We start from the raw sequence: 610 nt of genomic DNA on the forward strand, positions 1-610 counted from the left end.
GTTTGTTAGCTTTACGCAAAGTCCAGCGAATAAGTAAATATGCCACATGATCTACACTTGAACTTGTAGATTGCAGGATTCCCACCTTTTTCATAGTAAGTGACTATTTGGTGCCACTCATTACTACCTATTAGCTGATCGTTTAGTAAAGCCTCTAATTCACCGTCTTTTACCTGTAATAGATCAGACTTCTATGCATCTCCATGAAATTCACAAGCACCGCCACAGTGCGATAACCACACTTCTTGCTGCCATGAAATATAGCTTGGAGTTCATTCACAAACTTCTTTTACCACAGACTTATCAAGTCCAGCTTTCATCAATGGATGTGGGTCAGCAAACTCTCCGTCGAATCTCTTCGCCGCCGAGCCATCAGAAATACACCAGGGACAAATAGTTTCTATGTCATGCTCAGAGTAAATAGTAGAAGTAGCCCTGTAGCCGCGACTGACACCACAACATTCACAATTTGCATCTGTAACTTCTAAAGCACCCGTTTTGACGGGATCTGGATGATACTTAAATGTTGGTAATTCCATTGCACCTCCGAGTAAAGCTAACGCCCTGTTAAGGGGTGAGCAATGCAATACAACAGCCGCCGCATACCACC

1 pseudogene is annotated in these 610 nt (G+C 43.1%); it reads right to left on the reverse strand.

From position 1 onward, the window contains the following. Nucleotides 1-191: 191 nt before the first annotated feature. Nucleotides 192-539, reverse strand: a pseudogene (locus VHA02S_RS25040) (CbrC family protein). Between the last annotated feature and the right edge of the window lie 71 nt (nt 540-610).

This window comes from Vibrio harveyi NBRC 15634 = ATCC 14126 = KCTC 12724, from assembly GCF_001591145.1.
Taxonomy (GTDB): domain Bacteria; phylum Pseudomonadota; class Gammaproteobacteria; order Enterobacterales; family Vibrionaceae; genus Vibrio; species Vibrio harveyi.